Origin of the sequence: Nitrosopumilus sp. K4 (genome assembly GCF_018128925.1) — an archaeon.
Classification (GTDB): Archaea; Thermoproteota; Nitrososphaeria; order Nitrososphaerales; family Nitrosopumilaceae; genus HKST03.
On record NZ_CP067007.1, the window covers coordinates 70,859 to 94,234 of the forward strand.

General features: G+C 35.9%; 17 protein-coding genes. 8 read left to right on the forward strand and 9 right to left on the reverse strand.

Going from position 1 to position 23,376, the window contains the following annotated elements; genetic code table 11:
• Positions 1–3 precede the first annotated feature (3 nt).
• Positions 4–1,968, reverse strand: a complete 1,965-nt coding sequence (locus NsoK4_RS00430) for a glycosyltransferase family 4 protein (RefSeq protein ID WP_211687451.1) — start codon at positions 1,966–1,968, stop codon at positions 4–6.
• An 82-nt stretch (positions 1,969–2,050) separates the two neighbouring features.
• Here NsoK4_RS00430 and NsoK4_RS00435 point away from each other — a divergent pair, with 82 nt between their 5' ends.
• Positions 2,051–2,713 (forward strand): hypothetical protein, encoded by a 663-nt coding sequence (locus tag NsoK4_RS00435; RefSeq protein ID WP_211687452.1) that lies wholly within the window; start codon positions 2,051–2,053, stop codon positions 2,711–2,713.
• Here the strand turns inward: NsoK4_RS00435 and NsoK4_RS00440 are convergent.
• Positions 2,685–3,866 (reverse strand): glycosyltransferase family 4 protein, encoded by a 1,182-nt coding sequence (locus tag NsoK4_RS00440; RefSeq protein WP_211687453.1) that lies wholly within the window; start codon positions 3,864–3,866, stop codon positions 2,685–2,687. The two genes, NsoK4_RS00435 and NsoK4_RS00440, sit on opposite strands and share 29 nt — an antisense overlap.
• Positions 3,867–3,903: 37 nt before the next feature.
• Positions 3,904–4,743 carry an NAD(P)-dependent oxidoreductase gene (locus tag NsoK4_RS00445; protein ID WP_211687454.1) on the reverse strand — a complete coding sequence of 280 codons (840 nt, stop codon included), beginning with the start codon at positions 4,741–4,743 and terminating at the stop codon, positions 3,904–3,906.
• Positions 4,744–4,869: 126 nt separating this feature from the next.
• Here NsoK4_RS00445 and NsoK4_RS00450 point away from each other — a divergent pair, with 126 nt between their 5' ends.
• Positions 4,870–5,913, forward strand: a complete 1,044-nt coding sequence (locus NsoK4_RS00450; RefSeq protein ID WP_211687455.1) for a GDP-mannose 4,6-dehydratase — start codon at positions 4,870–4,872, stop codon at positions 5,911–5,913.
• 15 nt (positions 5,914–5,928) lie between these two features.
• Here the strand turns inward: NsoK4_RS00450 and NsoK4_RS00455 are convergent, their stop codons facing one another.
• Genes NsoK4_RS00455 through NsoK4_RS00475 form a run of 5 tightly spaced genes read right to left on the reverse strand, consistent with a single transcriptional unit; the run spans position 5,929 to position 10,317 of the window.
• Positions 5,929–6,894, reverse strand: coding sequence for a sulfotransferase family 2 domain-containing protein (locus NsoK4_RS00455; RefSeq protein WP_211687456.1), 966 nt, complete (start codon positions 6,892–6,894; stop codon positions 5,929–5,931).
• 51 nt (positions 6,895–6,945) lie between these two features.
• Positions 6,946–7,830, reverse strand: coding sequence for a hypothetical protein (locus NsoK4_RS00460; RefSeq protein WP_211687457.1), 885 nt, complete (start codon positions 7,828–7,830; stop codon positions 6,946–6,948).
• Positions 7,823–8,722, reverse strand: a complete 900-nt coding sequence (locus NsoK4_RS00465) for a sulfotransferase family 2 domain-containing protein (RefSeq protein ID WP_211687458.1) — start codon at positions 8,720–8,722, stop codon at positions 7,823–7,825. The genes NsoK4_RS00460 and NsoK4_RS00465 overlap by 8 nt, the downstream gene beginning before the upstream one ends.
• A gap of 27 nt (positions 8,723–8,749) precedes the next feature.
• Positions 8,750–9,544, reverse strand: coding sequence for an ABC transporter ATP-binding protein (locus tag NsoK4_RS00470; RefSeq protein WP_211687459.1), 795 nt, complete (start codon positions 9,542–9,544; stop codon positions 8,750–8,752).
• Entirely contained in the window at positions 9,541–10,317 is a 777-nt protein-coding gene (locus NsoK4_RS00475; RefSeq protein ID WP_211687460.1) for an ABC transporter permease, read from the reverse strand. Before NsoK4_RS00475 ends, NsoK4_RS00470 begins: the two co-directional genes overlap by 4 nt.
• Positions 10,318–10,558: 241 nt before the next feature.
• On the opposite strand from NsoK4_RS00475, the gene NsoK4_RS00480 reads away from it, so the two are divergent.
• The 5 genes from NsoK4_RS00480 to NsoK4_RS00500 all read left to right on the forward strand — a co-directional run bounded on the left by NsoK4_RS00480 (position 10,559) and on the right by NsoK4_RS00500 (position 21,823).
• Positions 10,559–11,140: a hypothetical protein gene (locus NsoK4_RS00480; protein WP_211687461.1), complete on the forward strand. Its 582-nt coding sequence runs from the start codon at positions 10,559–10,561 to the stop codon at positions 11,138–11,140.
• Entirely contained in the window at positions 11,140–17,124 is a 5,985-nt protein-coding gene (locus NsoK4_RS00485) for a hypothetical protein (RefSeq protein ID WP_211687462.1), read from the forward strand. The genes NsoK4_RS00480 and NsoK4_RS00485 overlap by 1 nt, the downstream gene beginning before the upstream one ends.
• Before the next feature lie 173 nt (positions 17,125–17,297).
• Positions 17,298–19,187, forward strand: coding sequence for a hypothetical protein (locus tag NsoK4_RS00490; RefSeq protein WP_211687463.1), 1,890 nt, complete (start codon positions 17,298–17,300; stop codon positions 19,185–19,187).
• Between the two features lie 4 nt (positions 19,188–19,191).
• On the forward strand, positions 19,192–20,295 hold the full coding sequence (locus NsoK4_RS00495; protein ID WP_211687464.1) for a hypothetical protein: 1,104 nt from the start codon (positions 19,192–19,194) through the stop codon (positions 20,293–20,295).
• 88 nt (positions 20,296–20,383) lie between these two features.
• Positions 20,384–21,823, forward strand: a complete 1,440-nt coding sequence (locus tag NsoK4_RS00500) for a hypothetical protein (protein WP_211687465.1) — start codon at positions 20,384–20,386, stop codon at positions 21,821–21,823.
• A gap of 2 nt (positions 21,824–21,825) precedes the next feature.
• On the opposite strand, the gene NsoK4_RS00505 is transcribed toward NsoK4_RS00500, so the two are convergent.
• Positions 21,826–22,386 (reverse strand): hypothetical protein, encoded by a 561-nt coding sequence (locus tag NsoK4_RS00505; protein WP_211687466.1) that lies wholly within the window; start codon positions 22,384–22,386, stop codon positions 21,826–21,828.
• Positions 22,387–22,749: 363 nt separating this feature from the next.
• Here NsoK4_RS00505 and NsoK4_RS00510 point away from each other — a divergent pair, with 363 nt between their 5' ends.
• Entirely contained in the window at positions 22,750–23,373 is a 624-nt protein-coding gene (locus NsoK4_RS00510) for an adenylate/guanylate cyclase domain-containing protein (protein ID WP_249111077.1), read from the forward strand.
• Positions 23,374–23,376 lie beyond the last annotated feature (3 nt).

Sequence of the window (23,376 nt, forward strand, 5' to 3'; positions counted from 1 at the left end):
ACATCACTCCAATTTTCCAATTTCGTTTTCTAATTCAGTAAATGTTATCTGATTTTTTTTTATTTTATTTCTATATACTATAATTTCTTCTTTGGTAGGACTGCGATTTAATTTCCCTCTAAATCTAGAATCTATTTCTTGCTCTATTTTGATCTCATTTTTAAAATCTTCCATTTTTCTCTCGATAATCATATCTATACGCCTATCTAAATTAAAATTGATTAATTTCTCCAAATCTGTATCTTGTTTTATTGATGTTTCAATTATTTTTTTAGTATCGTTTTTTATTTCAGTAATATCTTTCTTGATTCTGTCAAAGTTTACCTCAGTGTCTTTCTTGATTCTGTCAAAGTTTACCTCAGTGTCTTTCTTGATTCTGTCAAAGTTTACCTCAGTGTCTTTCTTGATTCTGTCAAAGTTTACCTCAGTGTCTTTCTTGATTGTTTTTATATTCTGAGAAACATCTTGTGATTGTTTTTTTATTGTATTGACATTTTGAATTAATTTTCTATTGAATCTTGTTTGCTTTTTTTGAAATGGCAACAAAAGCCAATCTTTCATTTCGTTATGCAGTTTTTTTCTTATTGTTTTAATCAAACTGTTGCCAGAATCAACATTTTTTAAATTTAGATTTATCATGTTTGCATCATCATCATTTATCTCATGATCTGCTTTTGAATTTATTTTTTTTAATGTTGACTCCTTTAGGTGTGTCTCCTTAAGATGTGATTCTTTGACAGGCGTATTAGCCTTGATTGTGTCTCTAGTTCTGATTTCTGGAAGTATTACTTTTTTAAGAATTTGATTTGGCGAATTTTTTATGACTTCAAAAAACTCTGATGCTATGTTTTCTGGATTATGGTTTTCTATGATGTATTTTTCTGCATTATCTGATATTTCTTTGCGATATTCATCTTCGTTAGCCAATTTAAGTAATGCATTGTATACTGAAACCTCTTCTTTTACATCAGGAATAATCTTGATTACTGTGTTATTGGGTATCTCTTCAAATGATCCTATGTTAGATACAATTACTGGTTTACCATTTCCCATAATTTGAAGTGTAATGATTGATGTTTCACCTGCAGTGGGATATCTTAATTGTATTGCAATATCTGTAATGCTGATATATGGTTGTAAATCTTCTACAAAACCTGTTTCAATAACTCTATCTGTAATTCCTAATTCTTCAACAAGTTTGTGTATCTCGTCTGCATATGCTTCACTTAGATAAGATCCTGCTATTATGAAAGTTGACTCTGGATTTTTTTTTAAAAAATGAGAAAACGCCTTAAGAGCGACATTAAGTCTTTTATAGAATCCTATATTGCCAAATGTGCTAATCACTGTATGGTTTTTGGGTATTCCTAACGATTCTCTTAAACCCTGTTCAGTTTTATTTTCCACCGTTATTGGCATATTGATTTTAATGATGTTTGCATCTGGACATTCTTCTCTGATTATATTTTCTGCAAATTTACTGTGTACTATCACTGCCAGTGATGATTCTACTAATTCCTTTACTAATGGATATTCAAATAAAGGGAATTCACGTGATGTTATTGCGTTCTCTGCTATGACTCTACCCTTTGGACCGTATGCAAATTCCATCAGTTGAATATACCGCTCAGGTTTTTTTTGCCCTACTGTGAGAAATCTAACAAGATGATGTATCAGTGGATCATGCATCACCACAATTCCTGGATTTTCTATTGCAGTCTCGTAAACATATTTATGAAATGGGTTATTTCCTACATGATACAAAATTTTGTCATAATTGTTTTTAAATTCTTCAATATTGATAATGTTGAAGTTATTTTTGATAAATTCATTGGTAGGAGTATATTCTTTATCAATAATGATTTCGATTTTACAATGTTTAGACAAATATGGTAACAACTCCTTTTCTGAATACTCTGAAATACCTGTTTTTAATGGCGATGTTGGGGTAAAATACGCAAGTTTCATCTGACTATTCGTAAATATGGATCCTTAAATTTTATTCTGCCGTTATGACAAGAAATTTGTAATGGTAAATCGGTTTTTATACATGTATAAAGTTGTAATGGAATTTTTGAAGAGTAAAAAAAATCTTCAGGAGAAAATTAAGGATCTGTTTCTTTTACTATCATACTATAGAAATCTCTTGCATGGAATCAAAACCATGAAAATTTACCATCTTATCGCTAGCCAAAATAATCGTATTGAGCAATTAACAAAATCTCTTTCTGAACAGGACTATGAATTAATTGATTTACTTTTACAAAAAAATGTCAAAACTTTTCTGCAAACCCAAAAATTAGAAAATTCACTGAATTTTGATAAACGTGACTCTTCTATACAAATAGGGCAAAATACAATTTTTGTTGAAAAGCCAATACGTGGTCTATGGACAACAGGAAAATCTACCTTTTTTATGCCCATAATTCCTAACCGCATAAACAAAATACAAATGACTTTCTTTAGCATAGCTCCATTATCTGTAACAGTAAGTTTCGATGGCGTTTCAAACAAACAAATTGATTTTCAAAAACTATCTACTAGAACAGTAGATTTCAGTTTGAACTCAAATGATTGTGTTGAATCGCCTATTGAAATATCTGTTGTTACTGATAAATTGTGGTTTCCAAATGTTGTACTAAATACGCCGCAATCAATACCTCTTGGTATTTGTATTCGACAACTTAGTGTTTTTTCTGAAACTCCTGAATGACTTCGTTACACTTCTTTTCAAATAATTCTAAACTGTTACCTGCATTGTATCTTTTAGCTTTGAGGAATCCATTTTTTCCTAACAACTTGCATTTTTCTGTATTATTCAGTAATTCAGTTATTGAAGATCTTAATTCCTCATAATTGCCAAAATTTACCAATAACCCATCTTTTTCATGTTCTATTATGTCTGAAACTGGATGTATGTCACACCCTATGACCGGTTTTGAGCAAATCCATGATTCCAAATAAACCAATCCAAATGATTCACTCTTTGATGGAACAACTAAAAATTCACACGATGAAATTATTTTGTATTTCTCCTTTGTACTGACTACTCCTTTGTTTATGATTTTGTTTTTGATTTTTTTTGGTATTTTTTTGAAATACTGATCAAATTCTTTTGTCTCAGGCCCTATTATCACTAATTCAACATCATCTGTTTGTTCCAAAATATTTTTCACAGCATCCATTAGAAAAAATATTCCTTTCACTTCCGATTTAGATCCGATAAACACTATTTTCTTTTTTCCATCTTGTTTATTTTCTACTGGTTTAATGTCTTGTTCTATTTGCAATATTGGTTTTATTATGGATATTTTCTCTTTTTTTATTCCAAATTTTTCAATTAATTCTTTTTCAGATTTTGTCAAAACAAATATCGCATCAGAATTTTTTAAAATTGTCAGTGGTATGGCAGATAAATACATCTCAGGAAATTCTTGATGTATTAAGGGCATTATAATTAATGGTATTTGGTATTTTTTTGATGCAATATATGCAGGAATGATATGGTTATGTGGAAATGATGTTGCATAAATCAAATCTGCATTTGGTTTTTTTACTACTAATTCTTGCCATAATTCTGATGAGAATGGACCTGGATAGCTATGCATAATGGATAATTTCTCATCCGGTTCATATTTTATTTCTGATGGCATCTCAAAATTGCATCTTTTTATTTCATATTCGTCATTGGCTCTTTTTTCAATTTTTGGTGTATCTTTATACCAAAACGATTGGATTTCTTTTGCATTGGTTGTGATAACTTTAACGTTATTGTTTATGGAAAGATGATCAAGAAATTCTTTTGCAAGATTTTCAGAACCTCCTATTGCAGGATGATATCTTTGGATTACTGCTAAGATCTTCACACTTCATCAACTATAAAAATTCAAATAAACTTTAAGATTAATTTTTTTTGTTTTTGAACCAATTGTATGTCAATGCCAAACCCTCATACAAACTTGTATTTGGTTTCCATCCGATCTTTTTGATTTTATGTATGTCTGCAACCATATTGTTTATCTCGTTTTTTCTTTTTTTAGAACTGCTTGAAATAATTTTGGTTTCAACTCCAGAAATTTTTTGCAGGATTTGTACTACTTCTTTAATTGAGTAGCTTTTACCGCTTCCTACATTGTATATGTTAAACCCATGATTTTTTTCCAAAACTATCTTTATCGCATTTATTACATCCTCAATGAAAACAAAATCTCTCTTTGGTCTTATGTTCCCTAAAATTATGTTTTTTTTGTCAAGAATTTGAGAAATTATTTTTGTTGTAACTATGTGTTTTGGACTGCTAGGACCATATACAGAAAATAAACGTATAACAGATACATCCATACCGTAATTATTAGCATAATGTTTACACAAAACTTCTCCTCCTATCTTACTTTGAGCATAAACTGATAATCCTCTTGTTGGATTTTCTTCTTTTATTGGGGTGGTATTTGGAACACCATAAACGTGACTAGTGCTCATAAAGACAAACTTTGAATCACATTTGCGTGCAATATCTAGCATGTTCTTAGTCCCTTCTATGTTTATTGCAAAACATTTTACAGGATCCTTTTGACACATTTCCACATCTGTTAATGCAGCTAAATGAATAATGTCAGAAAATTTTTTATTCATGACTGATGGATTTATTTTTAGAATGTCGTTTTTTATCTGAACTATTTTTTGATTTTTATTTCTTGCAGATGATACTCCTGTTATCTCGTTTTTCTTTTCTAACTCCGACACTAGATTGGTACCTATAAAACCACTATGTCCGGATATCAGATAATTACTCAAAACTCTCACAATTGCATGTTTTTGTACTTTTTAAAAAGATATTTTTAATTGAATTTTTTACTGTTCTTAAAAGACATGAAACGTGCATTAATAACCGGAATTACAGGCCAAGATGGAGCATATCTGGCACAATTACTCTTGAAAAAAAACTACAAAGTGTCTGGCACTTATCGTAGATTATCCACTCCTAATTTTTGGAGACTGCATTATTTGGATATTTATGACAAAGTAGTTCTAATTCCTGCTGATGTTCGAGATTCAAAATCATTGTATGAAACTTTGGTTAAAACTGATCCAGATGAAGTTTATCACTTATCTGCACAAAGCTTTGTAGGTGCTTCATTTGATCAACCATTACAAACTAGTGATATTACTGGATTTGGTGTTCTTAGAATGCTTGAAGAAATAAAAAAATTCAATGATAAAATAAAATTTTATCATGCAGCCTCTAGTGAGATGTTTGGAGATTCAATCAACAAACCAAAAAATGAAAATTCACCATTCCATCCTGCAAGTCCCTATGCACTAGCAAAAGTTTACGGTTATTGGACTGTAGATATGTATAGAAAAGCATATGGAATTCATGCAACAAACGGAATTTTGTTTAACCATGAATCTCCTATTAGGGGATTGGAGTTTGTCACGCGAAAAATTTCTAACGGTGTTGCTAAAATACATCTTGGTCTTGCAAATGATCTAAAATTAGGAAATCTTGATGCAAAACGTGATTGGGGATATGCACCTGAATATGTTGAAGGGATATGGAAAATGGTACAACAAAAAAAACCCGAAGATTATGTTTTGGCCACAAATGATTCTCATTCTGTAAAGGAATTTGTCTTAGAGGCATGCAAAGCAGCAGGTGTTTCTTCTAAGAAAATCAAATCCACTAAATCAAATTTCAGGCCTCTTGATGTACAATATCTTCAAGGAGACTATTCAAAAGCAAAGAAGAAACTTAACTGGAAACCTAAAACTAAATTTTCAGAATTAGTAAAAATCATGGTTAATGAAGATATTTCTAGATGGGAAAGATGGCTTAAAGGTGAATACTTTTTCTGGGATGCAATTACTTCTGGTGATGATTCTTACATCATAGCTAAAAAGCGAAAAAATTAATTTTATATCTTGAATCTAACTGGAAATTAATCCTCTTATTCTTGATTTCAGTGATGGCTTTGATGCATCTTTCCCAAAATGATCTTCATGGTGTTCCTTTAACATCTCAAATATTGCTTCGTTAGTTTCCATGTTGCCGTATTCTGACTTCCAGTATTTTTCTTTGAGATTTGAAACCATTTTGGAGTAGTGTTCTTCAAATATTTTATTGCCATATTTGTATAGCTCCTGATCAAGCTTGGTCCATTCCTCCAGCTTCTTCTTTGCACCTTCTGTCAAATCATCTGATGTCTTGTGCTCTGGTGCAACATTTTTCTTTACTGTGTTTCTGATTGGTGGCCAACCAAACATGTAATGAAGCAAAAACAATGACTCTTCAAACTTTTCTACAACTCCTACAAAAGCAAATTCTGATAGGTGTTTCTTTGCAGTATCTAGCAATTCCTGGTCTGACATGTTTGGGTGTTTGAAGTAATTGTGTTCCTCAGGTTGGTATTCTGACAATTCTTCAAGATCCATGTCTTTTGACAATTCCAATACATCAAGATCTATTGCTAACCAATGTGTCTGTGTATCTACCAATCCCTCAATTTTTGGATCAGTAATTAATTCTGAAATGGTTTTGTCTTGAGGAATGGAGTACCTCTTTGCTTCCTCAGGTTGTCTCTGAATCATTTTGTATGATGATAAAATAATATCTGTTGGATCCCTTAGTAATGTGATATTGATTGGTTTTTTTGGCAATAATCTGTAAAAGCCGTACCCATAATGTCCTCTCACAAATCTAAACTTTGAAAAATCCAGAGGCATTTTTGGAAGCAGGTATTTCCATGCATGTAATCTTAGAACCTCCTCTTTATCAAAATACCCATCCAATATTGAAATCAAAGTTGTTCCTGCAGCCTTTGGTATGTGAAGAAAATGTAAAATTTCATTCTCTTCTAAACCATGTTTAAGATTACACGATGATTTGATTTCCATATTTGTACAAGTTTTGTTTGAACTTATTTGTATTTTGGTTTCTAAATATTTTCAAACATTGATCATCTTATTAGAACTTGGAGGGTGCCCTGCCAGTATTCCGTTTATTCTTACTCCATATTTGGGTGGTCTGTAAATTTTTTTTATGTCCTTTTCTATTTTTCTCCCTTTTGTTAATTCATTTTTTATAAAAAATGCATTTATTCCTCTTGAATCACATCCAACTAATGTATATCCTTTTTGAAATCCTAATTTTTTTAAAGCTAATAAACTTGCTCCGAAATAATTTGTTTTGTTATTTTTATCCCATTTTGTGGTTGCGCTATATGGTACGGTTTTACTCTCATTAGGAGGAATACTTGAATTGTATTCTATTATTACTACTCTAGGATAATAACCAGTAATTGCTTTCCATACCCAATAATCATTATAATCTACATCTATGGATAACAAATCAAAATGTTTTGGAACCTTATACTTTTCAAATAATTGATTAATGTTTTCTGCAGTTATGAATTCTTTTTTAATGTGAGGTTGATTTTCTGGAAGATCGTCCATCATAAGTCCATCCCACTTATTTTTTTCAAACAAATATCTTGTATTACATATCGTTCCATCATTTACTCCAAACTCTACAAAGAATTTGTTAGTTGTCCCTATTTGAGAAAAAATAAATTCAATTATTCCATCTTCGCCATTCTGTGAGTAAATTGTTTTCTCAAAAAAATTTATATCAAAATTTTCTTTTCTTTCGTTATATTCATTTAATGCTTCTGGTTGTAACACTGTCCTTAAATTTTCTAGAGTAATTTCTTTTCTCTTAATTTTATTACAATATACTTTTAGTGCGTGTTCTTCTGGTTTAATTTTTAAACAATCAAAATATATCTTGAAAACTTCCTTTTGTATCCGTTCGTTTTTATGATTATTATCCATTTCTTGTGCTTATTTCCTTATGATGTTCCTTTAACATCTCAAATATTGCTTCGTTAGTTTCCATGTTGCCGTATTCTGACTTCCAGTATTTTTCTTTGAGATTTGAAACCATTTTGGAGTAGTGTTCTTCAAATATTTTATTGCCATATTTGTATAGCTCCTGATCAAGCTTGGTCCATTCCTCCAGCTTCTTCTTTGCACCTTCTGTCAAATCATCTGATGTCTTGTGCTCTGGTGCAACATTTTTCTTTACTGTGTTTCTGATTGGTGGCCAACCAAACATGTAATGAAGCAAAAACAATGACTCTTCAAACTTTTCTACAACTCCTACAAAAGCAAATTCTGATAGGTGTTTCTTTGCAGTATCTAGCAATTCCTGGTCTGATATGCTTGGAGAATGGAATGACGGGTGTTCTTCGGGCTGAAAATCTGACAACTCCTCAAGATCCATGTCTTTTGATAATTCCAGTACATCCTGATCAACCCCTAACCAATGTGTTTGTGGATTATTCATGTATTCTATGTTTTTACTATGTATAATTAGATCTGAAATTGATACATCTTTGTTTACTAGATATCTTTCAGATTCTTGTTTTTGTCTCTGTATCATCTTGTATGATGAAATGATTAACTCACTAGGATCTCTTAACATTGTAATGTAGATTGGTTTTTTTGGCAACAGCCTGTAAAAGCCATACCCGTAATGGCCTCTGACAAATCTAAACCTTGAAAAATCCAGAGGCATTTTTGGAAGCAGGTATTTCCATGCATGAATTCCCAACACTTTTTTCCTATCAAAATACCCATCCAATATTGAAATCAAAGTTGTTCCTGCAGCCTTTGGTATGTGAAGGAAGTATAATATGCTGTTTCCATTCAATTGAATTTTCATTTTCAACTAATTCTCTCTTCTTTTAGATTAATCTTCTTCGTTATTCATTGAATTTGTATTGTTATTGATATTTTTCATAACTTTTTCTTCATGACTTTCGATAATTCTCTTATATTTTGGAATTACTTCCTGTGGTTTCCCAAATGCAGATATCCTTTTATTGTTGATCAAAATTACTCTGTCTGACATTTCCTTTATCATGTTTAAATTATGTGATGTAAACACAATTGTTTTTTGCTTCTTTTTAAATTCCAAAAATGTTTCTAGGCCTTTTTTTCTAAATGTAGCATCTCCAACTGAAAGAACCTCGTCAATTAACAGCACATCTGGATTTACCTCAATGGCCGTAGCATAACCTAGTTTGGCCTTCATTCCAGTTGAGAAATTTTTTAATTTCATATACTTAAAATCCTCCAATCCTGTAAATTTTAAAATATTATCTACTTTGTTCTTTATCTCTGATTTTTTTATTCCCAATAGCATACCATATGCAATAATATTTTCATCTGCATTTAATTCTCCATTAAAACCTGTTCCAATCTCTAATAATGGCGCTATTTCGCCTTTAGTTGAAATTGTTCCTGAATCTGGTTGATATATTCCGGCAATAAGTCTGAGCATTGTAGTTTTACCAACACCGTTAAGACCAATCAGACCTATTGTTTCACCCTTGTTAATGGTAAATGTTGCATTTTCAAACACAATGAACTTGTTTTCTTTTTCCTCTTTACCGCTTTTGTGCCACGAACCGCTCTTTCTAAATTTTCTAACTAATGGAAAAGTCTTTGAAACATTTTCAAACCTTATTGCTTCTTCATTCATAGTTTTTCTACCACTTTATTTTCAAATTTCTTAAACAAAACAAACCCAGAAAAAAATATTCCCAAAACAAGAGCTAAGGCATATGCCCATTCTGAAATGCTTCCAACCTCGCCAAAAACAATTACCTTGTGTGCAAGTTCAATTAATTGACCAAGTGGATTAACCTGGTGTATGCTTAATAATATTCCATCCACATCAGAGACATACCAAAAAATTGGCGAAATAAATAACAACGCATAAACCAAAACACTCCAAATTTGCTGGACATCTCTTATGAAAACATTAAAAATTGAGAGGTAATATGATACACCCAAAATCAAAACCAAAAACAATGCAAGAAGCGGAATAAGTAATATTGTTGTCCATGTAGGCACAAAAGAAAATATCGGCATTAGCAAAAATAAATCCAACAATTCAACTAGCATAAAAATAAAAATTGTCCCAGTGGCAATTACTGGAAAGATCTCTTTTTCGATTTTTATTGACTTTAAGATATTTGTATTGTTTACCAGACTTTGCAGTCCTCCTATGGTCCCTCTTGTAAACAAATGATAAAACAAAACCCCTACAATCAGATATATTGCAAAATCTTCTTGCTTGACCTCTCTGATTGTTGTAATTACAGTAAACAAAATACTAAAAATGAATAATGGCTCTAAAGCTGCCCAAAACAATCCCAGATATGTCCCCTTAAATCGGAGTTTGAGGTTTAATACAGAAAAATGAGCTATGAGACTTCTTTTTTTCCACAATTCGACTAACGGGAAGAACATTTTCTAGGGTTTTCTTTAATCTCAAGTAATATTAGCATTGGCGGCAATTCACACCTAAGTCTTTCATAATTTTTCTACCCTCTAATTGCCTTTTTGAATTTTCCAACATAAAACATTTTTAAAATTACATCTGAAATTTTTAAAAATTGATCCGATCATCGTTTGTCACATTTTTTTTTAACATGATTTTTTCTTACAATGATCATGTTTATAACGTAATCATTTATGAAAATATGCAGGCATGATAGGGGGCAAATACAAATTTACTATTTTTGCATTACCTGTATTTGTAATTATGTTGTTTTCATTTGCATTTGTTTCTGCTTCTAATTTTGAGATAGTTTCTCCTGCAATAGCAGATGGTGATTGGCAAACAATTCAACCAGCAAGTGTAGAGGTTACAAAAAATGGCAACAATAATGCATTATCTCTAAAAACAATTTCAAATATTCCTAATGTTGAACGTAATGTATATGCAGGCTTTGGTTGGGTATATGAAGATGATTCAAGCGCATATGTTGTAACAACTCATAATGGTGTTAAGGACTCTAAGCAAAATCCTAATGGTTGGCACACTCACAACATCTCCTATGAGCCAGTAGCAATTCCTGCTAGTGTGACGCACTGTATAACCACAATTACTGATGACATCCATGCAGGAGTCATTATTCAAAAAGATTCACTCAGAGTAAATGTTCGCGAAAGTGAACTGTCTACTTTTATGGATCCGCTAAAAGCAATTTCATTTGATATTGTTCCAGATCCTACGTGTCCATTAGGTGTTGGAATAGGAATTTTACAAGAGGAGGTATCTGTACCTTGATGAATCAACAAAAAATGGGTAAACAACAAATGCTTTCTAAATTTTCTCTATTGGGGATTTCAATATTGTTTGTTTTAGTTATTAGCGGATTTTCTTCCAATCAAGTATATGCTGCACATGTTATTCCTGTAATTACTGATTTTGGTTCTACTGGTAGCATATCTACTGAAATTGAAATTGGAGACCCTGCTGGAATTTTTGTTTCATGTGATATTCCAAATACAGTAGCTGGATTAGATGCTAGACTGCAAATTTTAAGAGACTCTCCTAGAAGCGTTTTTGCCACTCAGACTTTTGATATTACTACTGGTCCAAGTACTATCTCTCATACTTTTGATATATCTGACACCTCCAAATTCTCAATTCAGAGATATTTGGTAGGTTGTGTATGGCAAGATGCTGATGTTCCAGGTGGCGATCCTTCCCATAATCAATCCGAAGGATTTTTCTTTAACATTGTAGCTGCAGCTTCTCCTGATACAACTCCCCCAATAATCACAGCTGCAAGAGCACTTGGCAGTGAGGCAAACGCAAACGGCTGGAACAACAGTACAGTTACTGTAACTTACACTTGTACTGATGCTGATTCAGGAGTTGACGTAACAGCCTCTGATCTTTCTGATGACGTTATCTCAACTGAAGGCGCATCTCAATCTGCAACCGGCATCTGTGTTGATAATGCAGGAAACTCTGCATCTGCAACCATTAATGATATCAACATAGACTTGACAGCACCAATAATCACAGCTGCAAGAGCACTTGGCAGTGAGGCAAACGCAAACGGCTGGAACAACAGTACAGTTACTGTAACTTATACAACAAGTGACGCATTATCCGGAATTGATGCAGCAGCATCAGACGATGGTGATGATATCTTGTCTGGCGAAGGCGCATCTCAATCTGCAACCGGCTCTGTTACTGACTTGGCAGGAAACTCTGCATCTGCAACCATTAATGATATCAACATAGACTTGACAGCACCAATAATCACAGCTGCAAGAGCACTTGGCAGTGAGGCAAACGCAAACGGCTGGAACAACAGTACAGTTACTGTAACTTATACAACAAGTGACGCATTATCCGGAATTGATGCAGCAGCATCAGACGATGGTGATGATATCTTGTCTGGCGAAGGCGCATCTCAATCTGCAACCGGCTCTGTTACTGACTTGGCAGGAAACTCTGCATCTGCAACCATTAATGATATCAACATAGACTTGACAGCACCAATAATCACAGCTGCAAGAGCACTTGGCAGTGAGGCAAACGCAAACGGCTGGAACAACAGTACAGTTACTGTAACTTATACAACAAGTGACGCATTATCCGGAATTGATGCAGCAGCATCAGACGATGGTGATGATATCTTGTCTGGCGAAGGCGCATCTCAATCTGCAACCGGCTCTGTTACTGACTTGGCAGGAAACTCTGCATCTGCAACCATTAATGATATCAACATAGACTTGACTGCACCTGTAGTACTAACTGCTCCTTCTACACAAAGGACAGAGGCAATTACACAGGATGCAGCACTGACTCCTGTTGATTATACTGATTATGCAGTTTCTGATGCACTTTCAGGAGTTGCATCTTCTTCATGTACTGATGATGATGCAAATTCTACAGTATCTACTACTGATGGTTCATTTAGTAAAGGAATCACCAATGTAACTTGTAATGCAACTGACCTTGCAGGTAACACAAATTCTGATACTGACTTTACAATTTCTATTGCAGAAGTTACTATAACTGAGATTTGTGTCACTGGCGTCTCAACTGAAAATACAGAGACATGCAGTGCAGTTTCTCCTGATGGTGTAGGCACAACAAACGTTGATGCCTTGTGGGGAAGCCCTGATCTCGTAACAATCAGAGGTACGATATTTGGTTATCAAACACCAACTGATGTAACAGCTTTGACTGCTGATTGGGGTACAAATGATCCTGGTAGTGACACTCTTGATACTGCAACAATTCTGGCATTGGCAGGAAATGAGGACGATGGTGCAAGGTTCGAATTTACTCATAACTATGCAGGACCTGGCGTTGCCACAGGAGAATATCTTTTACCTGAACCAATTACAGTAACCATGACTGGCTCTACTTTTACAAGTAATACCAATGCTCAAGTTTCTGTTCAAAAACATACAACAGAGCTTGCTACGACTAACGATGCCAATACAAAATGGGATCATGACTTTGGTGCTAGCTCTCAACTGAATGATATTGACGCTGCTGTTGGTGTAGATGGAAAGACCATCCACTATTCTGGTTTAGGTGTTGCAGGTGAAAGAGATGCACTTCAAGACAAGACTACCACACTGGGAGGTAATACTGGTGTTATAACATTGCAAGCAGGAAAGGCAGTTGATGCTGGTCTACAAGATATTGTTTCTGAATTTGATGAGGATCAATTCTATCTTGGCTCTTCTAACACTACACAAATTACACTAGATCCACATACAACTACGACTGTAACTACTGTTACAGAAGATTCTGTTTTATGGGATCATGTTTTCCACGCTACAACCGTGATAACAGATACTGATGCTGTCCTTGCAGGCACTGTAAACTCTGATACTGGTTCTGAATTAGGACTGAAGACATTTACCTATTCGGGATTGGGTGTTGCAGGTGAAGATGTACAATCTCATAGTACAACTACCGCAATAATCACTGGCACTGCAACAACTGGGGAAGTTGCACTTCAAGCAGGAGAAGCAGCAGATGCTGATGGTATCACAGCCCAAAATGTTATAGCAACATTTGCACCTACTGCAGCTTATCTTGGTTCACAAGACCAAACTGATTCTATAATTCTTGATAAACACTCTACAACTACATCCTTAGATCCTTTAATTGATCTAGTGGGGGGAACCTCTTACACTCCATCAGGATTTGTATCTGATAATGACAGAGTTTTAAAAGATGATCCTACAATCTTGGTAGCGCTTGGAAATCCTGATAATTTTGTAAACTTTGATACTGGATCTTTTGCAGGTAAAACAGTTAAACTTCAAGGAACTGGACTTGATGAAGAAACAGGTGGATTAGAACTTTCAGTAACTCTTGGAGGTGTAACGGTAACTGATCCTAATGGCTCATTTGATGTAACACCATATGGAATTAAAATCCTAAAACTAACCCAAAATGGTAATTTGACCATTCCTGATGGTGCAATTGGTGTAACACTGGATATAAGAAATCTTAAACTAAATGATCAAGCCATATTTACAGTAACTCCAAATGTGGGTGAACCATTTGATGTAATAGTGGACGGTGTTGATCAAGAAATTCCACCTGAGCTAATGCCACTTACTCCTGATTATGCTACACAACTTATTTCTCAATCATCAGGAATATCTAATATTGTACTAAAAGAGTTTACAATTGAAGACGGTGATACATTTATTGAAATTTCTGCAATAAGATTGTCTGATTCAGCTGGTGATCCGCCAATTTTCTTTGATTTTGAATTAACTAATGTTCCAGATGAACAACTTGTATTCAAAAATGGTAAAGTTACATTTGTCTCAGGATCATTCAGCAACATTACAATTACTGCAAATGAAGAATCTGAAGACTTAACCGTCAAAGCAGTCTTTGAAGAAACTCCTGAATATTTACCATCTGAATCTCCAGACCGACTCTTTGATACAATATTCCAAAGTTGGGGTGTAGGCGGCATTAATACTTCCATTGCTCCAGATGCTGGAACTGGTTTTACCGCAGCTTCATGTGGTGCTGATACTGATACTGACAGTCTTTGTGATGTTTGGGAGTTTAATGGTGGAATCAGTTACAAACTAGGTGGAGGAGTAAATGATCAATGGGACTTTCCAACAACATATCTTCTCCCAATTGCAGAAACTAGTCCAATTGCCGGACCACAAATTCTAAAGAAAGATGTTTACATTGAGCTTGATTATATGAAAGGACACAAACCCTCTGACTTGTCGATGAGAGATATTATTCTTGCATTCTCAAGATCTCCTGCAGTAACAATGCCTGGTGAAACTGCTACTGGTATTAACTTCCATATCCAACTTGATGAAGAAATTGAACATGTTTCCGATCTAAATGTTTGGACAGATAATGACGATGATGCTACAAATGATTTTAACTCTATAAAGTCTAGATACTTTGGTACTGCTGGGGAACATCCTGTATTAACTGGTCATACTATTACTGTACCATCTACAGGTACCAACACATATGAGGTAACATGGGATGGAATGACATTAACATCTCCCACCGATACAACTCTTGTAAATACTAGAGGTCTTATCACTGCCCAAGCTAAAATCACATTTGATACTGATACTCCTGGAATTGTCCTCCAAACTCCAACTAGAGAAGGTTCACCTGACGGATCAAAATTAAACATTGGTGCTGGTAGATTCTTCCAAAAAGATGTAACGCCTGACTTTTCGGATCCTACTGGAAAAACATTCGTCTTTACAGTAAAAGCTCCATATACTGCAGTAAATCTACTTGGAGCAGATGCTGGTTTTGATGTTGGCTTCTTAAAATTACCCTTTACTACAAATGGCGCAACAATTACAGGATTTGATAGTTATAAAAGCTCACCAACAATCTCAACTGAATTATTAAATGCAAAGGCTCAAGCATTCCACTATGGTATAATTGCTCACAGTATTGGCGATTGTGGTCCTTCGGGAGTAGCTGAATTAAATGGTAACGACTTTATCATCTCACTAGGATGTAACTTTAGTGTAGCTGAAGAAGGATTGCCAACAACTGATGAAAATGGAAATAAAAACACTGTAGGTTCTAGATGGGAATTTGCAGGAACGTTCTTGCATGAAATTGGTCACAACTTTGGTCTTGCACATGGTGGACCAACCATTGACATTAAATCTGGAACTAATGAGCCAATTGTAGACTCTAGTATCAACTGTAAACCCAATTATCATAGCGTAATGTCTTATGCAAGGCAAACTCCTCTTTATCTTGGAACTCCATTCCCAGTAACATATTCTTCTGGTTTACTGCCTGATATGGATGAAAAATTGGGATTGGATGAAGATATTGGATTGCTTACCGCTGGTACTACTTCAACAATTGTATGGGGAGGTAGTGACCTTGCTGTAAGAAAAGCTAGTACTTATACCGAATCTGACCCTGTCGTTAAAGTGGACTGGAATGGTGATGGCACTACTTCAGGCATCGTACTAGATGCAGATCCAAACAACTTGAACATATCCGGATGTGATGCTTCACCAAACCAAAAGTATTCTGATCATGATGATTGGAACAATCTTAACTTTAACTTTAGAGGTTCTGGCGGCTCCCAATTTGATGGATTTAAATCAGATCCACGAAAAACAGCTGAAGTCACTGAAAAACTAATTGAAGAAATGGAAGTTAATTTGGATTTCTATTCTGGTCTGTTTAGTCCAGTCTCACGTGACGGAAGTAGCTCTTTTAAAGTTGGAAGCACTATTCCACTAAAATTCAAACTCTTTAGTTGCAACCCTGAAGATCTTCAATGTTGGGACAGAGATGGTCTTGCAGGTGAGGCAGAACCAGATCCAGGAATTGAATCTGAAATTTTAGTTCAGTACAATGACGATATGGACGATCCATTATTAGGAAAGAAGATCTTTGCTAGGGTTTTCAAATTTAGTGGAGATGTTGTTTCTACTTCAGGAGAATTGTTAAACAGTGAAGAATCTGGAGATACTGGATTCTTTAGATTTGATCCAGTTGCAAAACAATTCATATTTAATTGGGACACAAAAACATTACTTGATCCTTCTGTAAAAGGCAAAGACAAGAAATCTAATGTTGAAGAAACTGCTGGTGGGTATGCAATTAGAATAATTGTACTTGAAGATGGAATTGAAACTTTATTACTTGATAGAGAAATCGATGTAATTGTGCCTCAATTTGACACTAATGGAGAAATCGATGATGAATCATTAACCCCAGCAACTGTACTCCTTACATTGGTGCCATAAACTCTAATGTTTTTTAATTTATGTTTATTTTTAGTAAACTGGGAAACTTTTTAGCTATTTTTATTACTTTTTCTTATAACATCCAACATCCTTCATATGTTGATGAACAACATAAAATTGTTTTTTAGTAAGAACATACTTTATTATGATATGTGGCTCGGGAGCTTTTTAACATGACTTTTTTTTTGGATATGAAAAATCTGTCAAAACCTGTCAAAGCGCTTATTCTTGCATCGATTATCATTACAACCTTAACGGCAATAGAACTTACAACAAGCGGAGTTGACGCTGCATCCATTTCAAAATCATTGTCTGCTGGAACAAATACTATAACTTTTAGGGATATTTCAGACGGAAATGTGACTCAGACTATTTCTGGTACTGCAACTGGAAACACTCTGACAATTGACGTTAGTGATCTTGACGCTGACTTGGATGTTCTTTCAGCTGATGTCATAACATCAAGTGCAACTTCAACCTCTAGCGGTGCAAATGTTGCAAATGTAATCCTGACAGAAACAGGGCCTAGCACTGGATTCTTTTCAGGAACAGTTACTCTAAGCAGCGCAACGACTACTAGTAGTAACCTCGAATGGATTAATGGCGATGATATCAGTCTGTTTTATAGACCTGATCCATCTGATTCTTTAACTGATCCAAAATCATCTGAAGGTGAATCTCTGGGATTTCCTAGAGTTTCAGCAGTTCTTAATGGAGTTGCTGGTGCAGGACCGCTAAGCTATACTTTGGCTGATTTTCCAATTGATTCTACTGCAAAGTCAGATGGTGTTTGTCCCTTTACTATAGTTGTTAACCCTGTTGATTTAACACTCTCTTCAGGAACAACTGCCTCTGACATTACAATTACAATATCTTATGCAAATGGTATACTGGGAGATCCTGCGCTGTTTCCGCCCAACTTGCTAAAGATGGCATACAGGACAAGCTCTGCTGGGACATTTACTGAAATAGCATCTACTATTGACTTTTCTGCAAAAACTCTAACAAATACTGCACAACCTTCTGCGATTGAAGGTCAGTACGTTATTGGATTCAATACTGGATGCTCTGGAGGTGGTGGGGGCGGTCTTGTTAGTCCAGGTCTTGTTGTAAACGCACTTGCAGGAATTAGTGGTATAAGCGGCGGTGGAGGTAGCTCAACTTCTGCACCATCCATCTCACTAAATGATCTTGTGGCAAGAGACGCAATTGATGTTCCCACAGAAATTGAGCAGATGGTCCTAAACCATGACTCTGCCGTACCCATACCTCCAATGGAGCCAGGAGTTTTTGGAGACTTTGACTTTCCGTTAATGATTAATGGCAAGGGATTTGTTGCAGGCGGATTCACAAACACGCTTGAGACCCAAACACTGCTCACTGAAACTCCTGTAACTATGGAGTTTGTCGTGTATGAGGATGAAAAGGTGCAGCACTTTTCGCTTTACACCAATCTGAGAGGACCTGATGATACGATTTCCAAAAGCGATACGCAAATTCTGTACAATGACGGCAAGGACCTGCAGGTTGTAGATCCTAATGGCTTTTTCTCAGATGCAAAAATTACCGTATCTGATGATGAGGATGAAGATGAGTCATTCAAAAAACACGTACTGGTAGAATTGGTCTTTGCAAAGCCGATGGATACAAGTGACATAATCATCCGAAGCTGGGATCCTCACCTGTTCTCACGTGATTTCTATCTCTTAGATGCCATAAAGGTAGATTCGGCCGAACCAGAGTTCAATCCATTGCCGCAAGCAACAGAGGAAGTGCAGGTAGAGGAGCTAAAGTCCCAAAGCATCCCGTTATGGGTCAAAAACAACGCCGGCTGGTGGGCCGAAGAGCAAATTGACGATGAGAACTTTGTTGCAGGAATCCAGTATCTCATACAAAATGAGATAATGTTTGTGCCAACCACAGATGCTGTGAATTCAGCAACTGAAATTCCTGACTGGATAAAAAACAACGCCGGCTGGTGGGCCGAAGATCAGATTAACGATGAGGACTTTGTAAATGCAATAGAATGGCTTGTAACAAACGGAGTAATTGTACTGGAGTGATATTATGAACAGTATTATTATTCTAACAACACTTGCAGTTCTTGTTGCAGGAACATTTGCAATAGGTGATTCGTTTGCAACCCACTTTTCAGAGGACACAAAATGGCAGCTAGTCTACATCACTGACACACCGTCATGCAGCAACTATGACTACCAGATGGCAGTAAAGTACGACGAGATAACAGACAAGTACTTTGACTTGTACCAGTTTGAAAACACAAAGTACGAGCCGTTATGCATGAACCATTACAAGTATGACGCAGTATACGACATGCCTGAAGATCTTGACTTGCTAGTGCTGGTGTATTCAAAGAATCTCGGCGAGGTGGAACTACACTCTCAAAAGATGGGAGGATTGTTCATGCACTCAGGCTTTGACAAGAAATTCAACAACGCAATAATTCTCTGTGACTGTCCAAACTTTTACTATTCAGATCCTGTGTGGATTCTAACACACGAGCTGTCCCACTTTATCTTGTACTTTTTAGAGTTTGACATTCATGTCATAGAAGACCTGGTTCACAAATATGACGAAAAGTATGACCAGTGCAGAGAATACCATGACGAGTCGTGCAGTTCTATCATGACAAAAATATACGTAGAGCCCATGGCATACTCTTTTTCTGTAATGCCTCCATATGAGGATGCAATAGGGATAAGCAAGCTCAAAAACAACAACGTTGAGGTCTCAAAGCCACTGGCAGAGCTGGGCAAGATAATGACAAAGTGGTGGGCATCAGGCAAGATTTCAGAAGGTGACTATTCAAATGCCCTGGGATTATTAGCAGTGCAGCACCAGGAGATGCAGCAAGAAAAGTACAGCGTTCTGTACAAGGATGGACCCATCAAAGACGACGTTACATGGCAAGACCTTCTCTTGGCCGATGGCTCTGACGAAAACAAAGTAGATGTGATGTCAAAGGTAAAGCAAAAGATGAAGCTAGACAGACAGAATTTCCAAAAGATTGATTTTTCGGGACTGCCTTTCTGGTTCAAAAACACAGCCCAATACTGGGCAGATGATAAAATATCTGATGAGGAGTTTATCAGGAGCGTAAAGTATCTAAAGGATGCAGGCATCATACGAGAACACAGCCTAGATGACTAATTTCATCAAATAATTTCATTTTATGATAATATTTTCCTAATTTAGCAAATAGAAATCTTGAAAAGCCTTTGGTACCAATCAATGTACAATGCAAAAACAAGACACATCCCTTTCTAAAAAACTGGAGCGTGTCACAAAACAGGCAGAAATTCTTTCATTAATGGAGCAGACTCACAAGACAAAAGAGTGGATAAAAAGACAAATGAAAAAAAAGTCGCTAAAAATACCAATAAAGCTGTCAATGGGAAGCTTTCAAATCTTAAATGCATGCCCTGATGATTTTCTTGACCATCTCTTGGGTTCGCTAAAGGGCCATGACATTGATGATATTGGGGACATCAATGAATTTACAAGAACGTTCTTTTGGTTTTTCACAGACATTGTTGCAGGATCAAACCCCACAATTCCTACAAAGGAGCAGGCAAGAAAGGTTGTCGTGCTAAATGAGCTAATTGAGCGAACAGAGATATTTCAAAACAGGGATCCAAACTCTACTGTGATCCTGCCAACCGGAGACGGAATGGCAATAGGATTCTCTAACAGCCCAGAATACCCTTTGCGTCTTTCAATACAACTGCATAAAATTCTAAATGAATACAACAAGACAAAAAAGAGAAAAGACGACAAGGTCCTGCTTCGAATAGGAATCGACATTGGACCCGTCTACATAATAAAGGATCTTACTGGCCAGGACAACGTCTGGGGCCCTGGAATAATTCTTACCAGACGTGTGATGGACTTGGCAGGAGACCAAAACATTTTCTGCTCCTCCAGGTTTGCCGAAGACGTTCGAGTTTTATCCCCAGAGTACAAGGAAATAATGCACCCCATAGGGGACTATTCGATAAAGCATGGCGAGCAGCTAAACATCTACAATATTTACGGTGAGGGCTTTGGAGAAAAGAAAACCCCGAAAAAGAAAAAAATCACTCAAAAAACAGAGACATTTGAGGAATCGCTAAAATCAAAGACCGCGTTTTTGTTTAACACCATTGATATCAATCTGGACGTGTTGGATCCTAAAACTATGCTTACACATCATGTTTGGAGATGGAACTTGGTAAATATTTCAGACGCACCCAAAGACGAAATATTTTACTATCTTGACGGCGATGTCGCAAAGGACTTTGCAGACATGAATGTCCGAGTTTATGACGAGGAGGGAACTGAGGCAGATATTTTGAGTCTATCAGAAAACAAGCCGACTCACAAGGAGTTTAGTGTAAAGCTCAAAAAGCCGATAAAGCCAAGACAGCGAAAGAGGTTTGTCACAATAGAGTATGACTGGGAAGAGCCAGAACGCACGTTCTTTTACAAGGTTCCAACTGACTGCAAGGAATTCACATACAAATTCTCCATTCCTAAGGGAGTTGACATTAGAAACAGGGTACTGAAAGTAGATGCAGAGTTGGGCTACAAGTGGAATGCAGATCCACCTGCGACAATAAAGTACCTAAAGGATGCAACGCAAATTATCTGGCAAGGAAAGAATCTCAAATCATTTGATGCATACAAGTTTGACTGGTAGTGTTACTTGGTGGTATCTGCGCCTGTAACCCACATGTCTTTGTGGACAAACATGTCAGTGTCTGGATTGTACTGGCTGATCATGCCATAACTGCTTGTGCCGTTTGTTATTGGGTACTCAAATGATACTGCAATGAACAAGTCTTTTTGCGAGCTCTTTGCTTTTGCAAAGTCCTGCTCGTCTACAAAAAACCAATAATGCTTTTCCATGGTCGGAAGCAGCGGGCCGAGGTTGAACTTTTTTTCCTCTGCAAATTCAAGTTCCTCTTTTTTCATAATTTTGTCACTAGAGCAAAACGATGCCCTCACATTAGTTGCAGGAAGCTCGCCATAGTTTCTTATTGTAACATCAAACTGAAATTGGTTGTCAGAATTTTTCCCCATGCTTTTAATCCCGTTTACAGGACCGACCCATGGGCGGAATCTAAATTCTGTCTGAATCCTGCTAAGAACTACTGTTGCCTCCATCTGCTTGATGGTCCTCCACAACAATACCACCAAGACAATTGTGGCAATTGCAGTTGCCAAGCTTCCAATTACTGAGAGGATCTCAAAGTCTTCCACATGTTGCTATTCTCCGTGTACTGGATATACTTTTTGCCTTGTATGAATTTATGACAAGTTTATTTTATTATATCCGTATAACAGTCTGATCTGCATCTCATCAAAATGCTTCTGGATTAATAGTCCTCTGTCATCTATGACTCTGGCCAGTTTCCATCACACCTATCGCAGATTCCCCTGTATCCACTGTAGCGATCATCCCAAAGTAGTATTGCAGACTTTTTTTGGCATACATCGCAAGAGATTCTTGTTTGCATGACTATACTTGCACAAACTATGGTATAACCATCCATTAGCATAATCTATAAAAAATTAGCAATCAAGCTAATACCTCCTTATCTTTTCCCCCTGCCATATACTATCATGATGGTCAAGGCAAAAGAAGAACTGTTGGATTCCATGCTGGATGTGAACAGCAATGCCAACATGATTTCATTTGAGAATGTGCATCAAAACAGCATCGTGGGAATTGTAGATGTGGTAAACTCTACAAACGTTATCTCAAAGATGACACAAGAGCAGGCATGCCAGTACTATTCTGTGTTTCACAACGTGCTAAGCTATGTCATAAAAAATCATGGCGCATCAGTTGTCAAAAACATTGGCGATGGTATCTTGTTTTATTTTCCAAAACTGGATTCAACTGCTGCATTGTCTTGTAGTGTGGAGCTGCTTAACGCATCAAAGATGATAAATGACATTTTCAAAAAACAAAAAATTCCCCAGATACAGTACAGGATTAGTCTTGATTATGGACCGTTAATGATTGCAAAATACAAAACATCATCTTGCAAGGATATCTTTGGGCCCACTGTGAATCTCTGCTCTAAGATAAACCGCATTGCCAGCCCAAACCAGATTGTAGTTGGCAGCGACATGTTTGAAATCATAAAAAAATCAAAACACTTTGTTTTCAAGCAAATCACACAATTTCACTCTGCCATAAAGCAGCATTATCCGGTTTATTCCGTAAATTCCATGACATGAATG